The sequence below is a fragment of the Paracoccus marcusii genome, assembly GCF_006151785.1.
Lineage (GTDB): Bacteria > Pseudomonadota > Alphaproteobacteria > Rhodobacterales > Rhodobacteraceae > Paracoccus > Paracoccus marcusii.
In genome coordinates, this window is sequence record NZ_VDDD01000130.1 from 1 (window position 1) to 8,898 (window position 8,898).

7 protein-coding genes and 1 pseudogene are annotated in these 8,898 nt (G+C 64.4%); 3 read left to right on the plus strand and 5 right to left on the minus strand.

The genetic code is table 11. The features are described 5' to 3' along the window. A partial coding sequence (locus tag FHD68_RS15700) for a histidine kinase dimerization/phospho-acceptor domain-containing protein (protein ID WP_341872771.1) occupies positions 1 to 743 on the minus strand: 743 nt, incomplete at its 3' end. Next, complete coding sequence (locus FHD68_RS15705; protein WP_046000918.1) at positions 740 to 1,393, minus strand: response regulator transcription factor; 654 nt, start codon at positions 1,391 to 1,393, stop codon at positions 740 to 742. The genes FHD68_RS15700 and FHD68_RS15705, both read right to left, overlap by 4 nt. Before the next feature lie 158 nt (positions 1,394 to 1,551). Between FHD68_RS15705 and FHD68_RS15710 the strand changes: the two genes are divergently transcribed. Next, positions 1,552 to 2,169, plus strand: coding sequence for a thermostable hemolysin (locus FHD68_RS15710; RefSeq protein ID WP_127898093.1), 618 nt, complete (start codon positions 1,552 to 1,554; stop codon positions 2,167 to 2,169). Then, a pseudogene (locus FHD68_RS19930) lies at positions 2,166 to 2,402 on the plus strand (hypothetical protein); the annotation flags it as partial. The gene FHD68_RS15710 and the pseudogene FHD68_RS19930, both read left to right, overlap by 4 nt. Before the next feature lie 19 nt (positions 2,403 to 2,421). Here FHD68_RS19930 and FHD68_RS15720 read toward each other — a convergent pair. The 3 genes from FHD68_RS15720 to FHD68_RS15730 all read right to left on the minus strand — a co-directional run bounded on the left by FHD68_RS15720 (position 2,422) and on the right by FHD68_RS15730 (position 6,521). Further along, entirely contained in the window at positions 2,422 to 2,973 is a 552-nt protein-coding gene (locus FHD68_RS15720; protein WP_240542517.1) for an exonuclease domain-containing protein, read from the minus strand. Positions 2,974 to 3,258: 285 nt separating this feature from the next. Further along, a complete protein-coding gene (locus FHD68_RS19745) occupies positions 3,259 to 5,838 on the minus strand; it encodes a Hint domain-containing protein (RefSeq protein WP_127898092.1) in 2,580 nt (859 codons plus the stop codon). Between the two features lie 410 nt (positions 5,839 to 6,248). Next, entirely contained in the window at positions 6,249 to 6,521 is a 273-nt protein-coding gene (locus FHD68_RS15730; RefSeq protein ID WP_046000905.1) for a hypothetical protein, read from the minus strand. A gap of 971 nt (positions 6,522 to 7,492) precedes the next feature. On the opposite strand from FHD68_RS15730, the gene FHD68_RS15735 reads away from it, so the two are divergent. Further along, a complete protein-coding gene (locus FHD68_RS15735; RefSeq protein WP_139086193.1) occupies positions 7,493 to 7,765 on the plus strand; it encodes a hypothetical protein in 273 nt (90 codons plus the stop codon). The last annotated feature ends 1,133 nt before the right edge of the window (positions 7,766 to 8,898 follow it).

Genomic DNA, 8,898 nt, shown 5'->3' on the forward strand with positions numbered 1-8,898 from the left:
GCCAGCCGCCCCGCCGCCGCGTCGTCGGCCAGCCCCGCCGCGATCAGCTGCGCCTGGCCGGACGCGGCGGCGATGGGCGTGCGCAACTCGTGCGCGGCATTGGTGGCGAACTGGCGTTCCGCATCGATCCGGGCGCGGATCGTATCCAGATAGCCGTTCAACGCCCGCGGGATCGGGGCCAGTTCGATCGGCAGGTCCGGGGTCGCGACGGGGGACAGGTCCTGGGCCGACCGCCGACGCAATTCGCCCGCGAAGCGCGTCGCGGGCCGCAGCGCCGACCCGACCGCCCCGCGGATCGCCAAAGGCGCGGCCAGCAGGACCGGCAGCATCAGCCCCACCAGCCAGGTCAGGCTTTCGCGCAGCTCGTCGCGGCGCCAGGCGGTTGTGTGGCCGACCTCGACGACCAGATCGCCCGCCGGATCGGCCAGGCGGAACACCCGCCAGCCGGGCAGGTCCTGGCCGCCATCGGCGGTGACCGGCGCCCAGGGCGCGTCGGTCACCGACACGCCCCCGTCAATGATGCGGATCGCGCTGTCGCCCGGGGCCAGTGTCCCGACCTGACCCGCGCCACGGTACAGCGACAGCGACAGCCGGGCCGATGCCTCCAGGCTGTCATCCATCAGCTCGGACATCTCGTGAGAGATCACCGTCGCGGCCAGCGCCACCCCCGCCAGCCACGCGGCGCAGGCCCCCAGCACGACCCGGCGCACCAGCCTGCCGCGCAGGGACCAGGGCCGCGTCACGGGATCAGGTATCCCAGGCCGCGCCGCGTCTGGATCGCATCGGCCCCCAGCTTACCCCGCAGCCGCGAGACATAGACTTCGACCGCGTTCCCCTCGATGGCGTCGTCGAAGGCATAGAGGCGATCCTCCAGCGCCTGCTTGGACAGCACCCTGCCCCGCGCGGACAGCAGTGCGTCGAACAGCGCCCATTCGCGCGAGGTCAGGCGGATCTCGGTCTCGTCCTTGAACAGGCGGGCTCCGGCGCGGTCCACCCGCAGCCCGCCGAGCCGGCTTTCCGTCGCCGGATCGCCCGATGCACGGCGGGCATTGGCGCGCAGACGCGCCTCGATCTCGGCCAGGTCATAGGGTTTGACGACGTAATCGTCCGCGCCCGCATCCAGCCCGGCGATGCGTTCGGTGATCTGGTCGCGCGCGGTGGCGATGATCACCGGCACGCGGTTGCCGCGATGGCGCTGTTCGCGCAGAAGCACCAGCCCGGACCCGTCCGGCAGCGCCAGGTCCAGCAGGATCGCGTCAAAGCCCGCAACCTCCAAGGCCGCGCGCGCGGTGTCCAGGTCCGGCGCGTGATCGACCGCATGACCCTGCGCCCGCAGGTACCGGACCAGCGCATCGGCGATATCGGCCTCGTCTTCGATCAGCAGCACACGCATCCGATTTCCCTTCGTTCCGCCAAGACATGGCGGGACGGGGGAGCCGGATCAACGGAAAAGAACGCATCACGGCGTCGTGATGATGGCTTCCCTGTCTGTAAGCCTGCTGCAAGCTTTGCCCGTCAGATCAGGGGCACGAACCACGCAAAGGCCCCACCATGCATGCACTGCGCCACCTGTCCGACGACGCCATGCACATGCAGATCCTGCAGCCCCTGGACCCCGGCTGGCAGGCCGCGGCCCTGATGATCGAAGGCCATTTCCATGACGCCTTCGACGCCCGCATGACCCTGTCCGCGGTTCCCCTGGCGGTGGCGCGGTCGGCCTCGGGCGCGGTGCTGGGGGCGGCGGGCCTGCGCGATGCGGCGGCGGGGTTCTTTTCACAGGTCTATCTGGACCGGCCGGTGGCGCAGCTGCTGTCCGAACGCAGCGGCCGCGCGGTTCACGACGACGACATCCTGGAGGTCGTGTCGATGGCCTGCCCCCGCCCCATCGCCACCCTGCCCCTGATCGAGGCCATCGCCGCCGAGGGCCGCCTGCAGGGCAAAAGCTGGGGCCTGTTCACGGCCACGACCGCCCTGGTCGCGATGCTGCAGCGTACCGGCGTGCCGCTGCTGGCGCTGGCACCGGCGCGGGCGGAATGCCTGCCCGATGCGGCCTGCTGGGGCCGCTACTACGACACGAACCCCTGGGTCTGCGCGCTGGCCGAACGGTCCGAACCGCTGCGCTTCATGCCCCGCCCCTCCCGCAGCTTCAGCAAGGTCTCCCCCCGATGATCCCGATCTTCGACGCCCTCGCCCGCCATGCCCGCCAGCGGCCCGACGCCATCGCGTTCCGTGACGGTGACCGCACGATCAGCTGGGCGGGCCTTGCCCGTGCCGTCGGTCATGCGGCCGCCGGTTTCGCGGGCGGGCCCCGGACGGTCGGTCTGCGCCTTGTCGGGCTGGACTATGTCATCGCCGATCTGGCCGCGACTTTGGCCGGGTGCCGCGTGGTGCCGGTGCCGGGCTTCTTTTCCGCCGGGCAGGTCAATCACCTGCTGGCCGATTCCGGCGCCACGCTGATCGACCGCCTGCCGCGACCCGACGCAGCGCTGCCGCTGGCCAGCGCAGATCGGGAACGTTCAGGCCGCAGGTCCGGCAGGCGGCATTCATCGCCTGCTTGTCAAAATTGCTGTGCTGCACAAGCTGATGGCGCGTCAGCAGAGGCAGCAGCATCTCCAGCGCCTCGGCAAAGCCGGGGGCCTGCGCCACATGGTCCGGACCGATGCCGTGCAGACGAATGTTGAACGAGTCGAATCGCGACCTGGGGTTGACCAGCATCGAAAACGTCTGGATTTCGCCATCCGGCTGCACGCAGGCCAAGCCGATCTGACAGATGCTTGCCGCGTCGCTGCACGCCGTCTCGACGTCCAGCGCGACGAAGCGAAAGCTGCCCACGGGAACCTGATCGGCATGGCCGAAGGCTGGCCTGGCAGCCTGCAGATCGATCCCGGACGTCGGCAGACCGCGACCCGCCCCGCGTCGATCATGAAGATGTACGTCGGGCATGGTCCCGAAAGGCCGATCGAACCGGGTCATGCAAATCCTCGCCACCAAAGCCGCCGCGTCACGTCAGACGACGCCGCTATCGTCGGACATCTGCCGGCACGATGCAACCGCTTCGCAGCGTCAGTTCGGCCGCGATGCATTGACGATCGGATGCCCTCCGGTTCGCCTGACCAGATACCACGATTACAGTGCAGCCACGTCCCTGGTCAGACAACCCTGCCCCGCGGGCCGACGCCACGCCCGGCGGCGACTATGCAAACCTACCCCTCAAGTTGGGCAAAAGGCGGGCCAAGAATCGGCACGGCTTTCCGATCTTCAGGCGACCAGCGCCTTTCTGTTGCGGGCATGGCGTTCCGCTAGCTTTCGTCCCAGCCGCCCGGTCAGCATGGGGCGCACGGCCGCACGCGACGTTCCATCGGCCAGATCCGGGAACAGGGCCAGGATTTCGGCACGCGCCTCGACGGGGACCGCCTTCAGCGCCTCCTGTCCGGTGTGAAGCGACTCGGTCTCCGCCCCGTTGGACAGGACGATCTGGTGGTCGTCGAACAGGAAGTGGACATAGGTCACCTCGGCCAGATCGTCCGCCACGTCGATGCCGTCGGCGGCCATCAACTGCTTGGCGGCGACCAGGACCTCGGGCGCGCCAACCATGCGCGTGGCGATCTTCGATCGCACCAGGATGCGGTGCTGTGGCGAGACGATCAGGTCGCTGCTGGGCAATGCCTGGCCCAGGGCGCCGGCGCGGATGCGGATGGGCGCAAGTGCGGGCCGGTCCGCCAAGGCGGCCGCATCGATGACGCGCTGACCGACCCAGCGGATGGGCTGCGCGCCGTTGTCGCGGGTCATGACCATGTCGCCCACCTTCAGCGCACCGGCCGGCACGGGACCGTCCACCGTCTGGATCAGCGCGTCCGACCCGAAGCACAGCACAGAGGTCGAGCCTTCGGTCAGCTGCGCCGCCGTCACCGCCGTTCCGCCGTTCTGGATCCTCAGCGTGACGTTTTCGGCAAAGCCCGCATCGGTCCGGATGCTGTTCAGCACCCCGTCATCGGCCTGGTCCGCCCTGAGCCAGCCCAAGGCGGAGTTGTAGGGTGTCAGCCCCGCCGACACCCGCTGCGCATTGATGATCGCCAGGTTGTCATCGTTGTAGAAGGCCGTCAGATCCACGCTGTCGTTGTTGGCCGGGTCGCCGGTCGTGAAGTCGGTGATGAGATCGCCGTTCGACACGACGAAGACGTCGTTGCCCGCGCCACCGGTCAAGGTGTCGGCGCCAGGGCCGCCGTCCAGATAGTCATTTCCGTCGCCACCCAGAAGAACGTCGTTGCCGGCGCCCCCCAGCAGGCTATCGTCGCCGCTGCCGCCGCTCAGCTGGTCGTCGCCCGTGCCACCCAGCAGGGTGTCGTTGCCCGCACCGCCGGCGACGGTGTCGTTTCCGGCCCCTGCATCGACATAGTCGTTGCCCTCACCTGCATCGACAAGGTCCTGCCCGTCCCCCGCGTTGACGACATCCGCACCGCCACCCGAGACGATCGTGTCGTCGCCCGCCCCGCCATCGATCGTCTCGGCACCAAGGCCGCCGATAAAGCTGTCATTTCCCGCACCCAGGGCGAAGCTGGCGGCCGAGGTGTTGGTGGCCGCGTTAACCGTATCGGCCCCCACGCCGGTGGTGATCGCCTCGATGGTATTGAAGCTGGCCGTGCTGCCACCATTGGCAAAGGTGCCGGTGCCGTTGGTGAACGTGACCGTGGACGCGCCAGTCAGCGTGGCCCCTGACAGCGTGTCGCTGCCGGCGCCACCGGTGATGTTGTCGCTGCCGAACGTCCCGGTCAAGTTGATCAGGTCGTCGCCGTCGCCCGCATTGATGGTATCCGCGCCGGAACCGCCCGCGGTGATCGTGTCCGCCCCGGCGCCCGTGGCAAAGCTTCCCGCGGCGGTCCCGCTGATGGTGACCGTATCGGTGCCGGCGCCGGTGGTGACGGCCTCGATGGTGTTGAAGCTGGCCGTGCTGCCTCCGCTGGCAAAGGTGCCGGAGCCGCCGTTGAATGTGACGGTGGACGCGGCCGTCAGCGTCGCCCCGGACAGCGTGTCGCTGCCCGCGCCGCCGGTGATGGTGTCGTTGCCGAACACCCCCGTCAGGTTGACCAGGTCGTTGCCCTCGCCCGCGTCGATCAGATCGTTTCCAAGACCGCCGTCGATGGTGTCGTTGCCCGCGCCCGCGCGGATACGGTCATCGTTGAAATTGGTGCCCGCGCTGGTCAGCCCGTCATTGCCGTCGATCCGGTCGGAGCCGCCGGCGGCAGGCTCTACATAACTGGGACCGATCACGTCGGCGCCGGCCGTGCCATCGACAAATCCATCGTCGAATATCCCAAGCTGGCGGTCGATCAACAAGTTGACGTCATTATTCGCCACCGAATCCAGCCGGATCGACTGGATCGGCTTGAGCGTCAACGCCGCGTTCGAACCCGTGGCCGGCGGCGGCGCAAGAAACAGTTCGCCCGTTTCCGCCTGCACCACCAGCAGCGTCACGTTCGACGCGGTCGATCCATCCGCATAGGTCACGGTGCCGTTGTAATTGACCAAGGCGTCAAAGTTGAAGGTCTGGACTCCGGCGCCAATGTTGGTCGTAAAGCGATCCGCCAATGTGCCGACGGCCGTATCCGTGTCCAGCGCATTGTCGCTGCCGCTGCGATTGATCATTGTTGCAGAGGTGATGCTGTTGTAGAGCGGCGCGCCTTGCGAACCGAACACCCGGGGCCCCGAACCGGACGCGGCGGTCAGGAGGCTGGATGCGTTTTCTGCGCCGGCAATTATCTCTGACGGGTCGACCGTGACGATGCCGCCGGTGGCGTTGCGGGGCGTTCCAAGAGAGATCCAGTTGAAGGTCGTCGGCATGATGTGTCCTGTGTCCAGCCCATGGTCCGGGCATGATGAAGAGACACCGCGGATCGCGGTGTCGGCTCAGACATGAATGTGCACTAGGTACGAAGGGGCAGACGGGTCCGCGAATGCGGCCTTTCCCGGAACTGCCCGGCAGTCTGCGTCATGGAGGGCTGTCGCCGTGGCGCATGTCTGCGGATTGCAGGGGGGTGCGGAGTTTGGACAGGCAAGCGTGCAACCTTTGCAATCGGGTTGTTGTCAGTCGGTGGTCGGCTTTGCTCGACCAGCGCCACGAAGGTTCGGCGTAGCAAGACACCGTTAACCAATCAACTCACGATTGTATTTTTCGGCACATTTGCGCCGGTGATGGCGAAATCGTTACCATGCATCAGACGACGAAGCGACGGCGCCCATGGGCTTTATGGTCACCGCAGGACGCTTGGTACGGTGTGCTTGCCATCCCACTCAGCCAACCGCACCCCAAGATGGATGACATAGCGGGCAACGGCGCTGTGCGCATCGTCAGGCGCCAGATGTCCATCCAGCGTCAGATAAATGGCAGCCGCATTCCGATATTCTTCCTCTGAGGTGATTTCGGCAGCCCCACCATAAAGGTCGAAATAGGAGAGGATGGGATCAACCTGGGTTTCGGGCACGCCCGCGGCCACGAACCGGTCGCGCAATTCACGATCGATCATCAATCACCCAGGTAGCGCGCGGCCCTATAACCCGCACCTCACTCAACCGTTCATTCATTTCGCGGTATTCTCCATCACCGCGTTGCTAGGTAGCGCTTCCCACCGTTGTAAGGTCAAGACACCCACGACACTGCGATCAATTGTGATCGCTTTGTCTATCCTAAAGCGACGTGTCGGACGTCATTGGAAGGACGTTGCTCCAAAAATCGAAACTGTCGTACGTTTTGCAAATTATTTGTCGCTCTATTGTAAGCAGTCTCAGCGTGCCGCGCTCTGGCCTAAGATATTGCAAACTATTCGGGCAGCGGCCGCATCAATTGCAGATTAATTTACGGAGAACTGATTTTAGCTATCCAAACTTCGGTCGACAGTCAGTCTGTGGCTGAACTTAATTAGCATTGGCACCATCCGGCCGATTGCATCAAATATTCACTGTTGATTCAGGCCGAAACTATCAAATCGTGATGACTGCGAGGAGCATACCATTTTCGGGTACAGGTACCTTGGCAATGGGCAATCAGCTGTTGCGATGCGCCGAAGCGTTGGGACCGGTGTAACACCCCGGTCGTGACGCTCTCAACGCGTTCCGAAACATGCCGACAAGCGCCAACTTCAGATTGCAGGCCATAATCAATCTCGTGGAACGCATCAGGTGTTCATCTTGTGGAGGTACGTACAGGCCAATGAAAAGCATTCGATAACAGGTACGCTTTCACGGGAAAAATATGCGATGGCGGATCAAGCCACGCTTGGAAGTGCACCCGATCTGAGGTTCCTAATAGAACGGCCTACCTACAGGCCGTGGTGGGTAACAGGAGAGAAAGCAACGTCGCGACAAGATGCAAGTCAGGGCGGCGGTGCGGAACGCAATAACCGTCAGCTCGACGTTCCTCCCGCTCCGGTTCAGATTAAAATCCTTCTCCTGGAACATCAGGCGGGGGTTCCGGTTCAGACGCTGCACAGACCAAGGCTTGATCAATGGCGACGATCCGAAAGAACACCACGCGCGCGCGACCCAAATCAGACACAAAATCGAAGGCCGCAAAGCACGTGCCTCCGATGAAAAGCAGGTCCGCCATGTCGGCGCCCGCCTTTCTGGACAAGCTGATAGAGTCCAAGGTCGATCAGGCGATACGGCTGCTGAAGGATTACAGGAAGAGCTAAACGCATTCAGGAAGCACGGCTTGCAGCCTTGTGCGTGGCTTCGATCGGGATGCATTTCCATCGTCGACCGTATGAATTGATATTGCTAAGTTCATCTTCCACTGATCGTTAAATGCTGCCGCAACTTCCTTACCGCCGAGATAATACGTTCAACACGTTAAATATGGCGGGCCAGGGTTGCTGATCTGCTACGGAATTTTTCCTTCACTGATGTGCTCTCCATTCTTTTGACAGGATCTGGCGCTTTTTAAGCTCTGATCTGCTCCTGCTGATCGGGTTGCGTTGCTTCTCCTGTCAGTGAGCAGACCACTGGCCGCTTGGACCGATGGCGCGACCATGCTCCATGGTCATGATGTCCGGCGGTCCGAACCGATAGATGGCCTCGTTCAGCGCCTCGACGCAGAAGTCGGCGTCCCCTCGCCATGGTCCTCGGACCAGTGGCGGACCATGGCTCGATGTTCGAGATCCGCCACGCCAAGACCATGCGGGTGTGACAGTCCATGATCGCCACCAGGGAGAGCGAGGCATGAGCCGCCACCGGTCCGAGGCCATGCCGAGCGCCGCGACGCATCGGCAGATAGGTGATGTCCACACACCAGACCTGATTTGGCCGGGCCACACGCAGGCCGCGCGAGCCAGATAGGGGGTAGGTCTTGCGTCCCTTCGTTGGCCGGCTGGTGTTGGGCTTCTGGTGGATCGGCATCAGACCCATAAGGCGCATAAGCCGACGTATGCGCTTTTCGTTCACCTTGTGGCCGTTTTCGGGCTTGCGCGGCCCCACTGGGGCCCCGGTCCCTGCAACTGCGCAGGTGCCAGGTCATCTGACGGACGCCAAGGAAAGGCGTGTCGAGGAACCGCACGTCGATCAACCGCAGTGCGCCATGTGGCCGCCCCTGGTTCGAGGTCCATGGCGAACGCGAGGTTCTGGTCCGTCTCACCCTGCGGCATATGGTAAAACGACGAACGAGGGACCTGTAGCAGAGCGCACTGCCGGCCGATCGACAGGTCCGGATGGTCGCGTTCGACCATGCCGTTCGGTATCGTCTCTCGGACCAATGGCGTTCCAATGCCTCATCACTTCCCGCCCCAGGGCTTCAGCTTTCGTTCCAAAAAAGAGTCGGCCACCGCCAGTTCTCCGCGCTTGGCATGCAGATCCCGGACCTGATCCTCATCGATCACCGGCGCCTTGCGGCCACCGCGTTCAAAGACACCG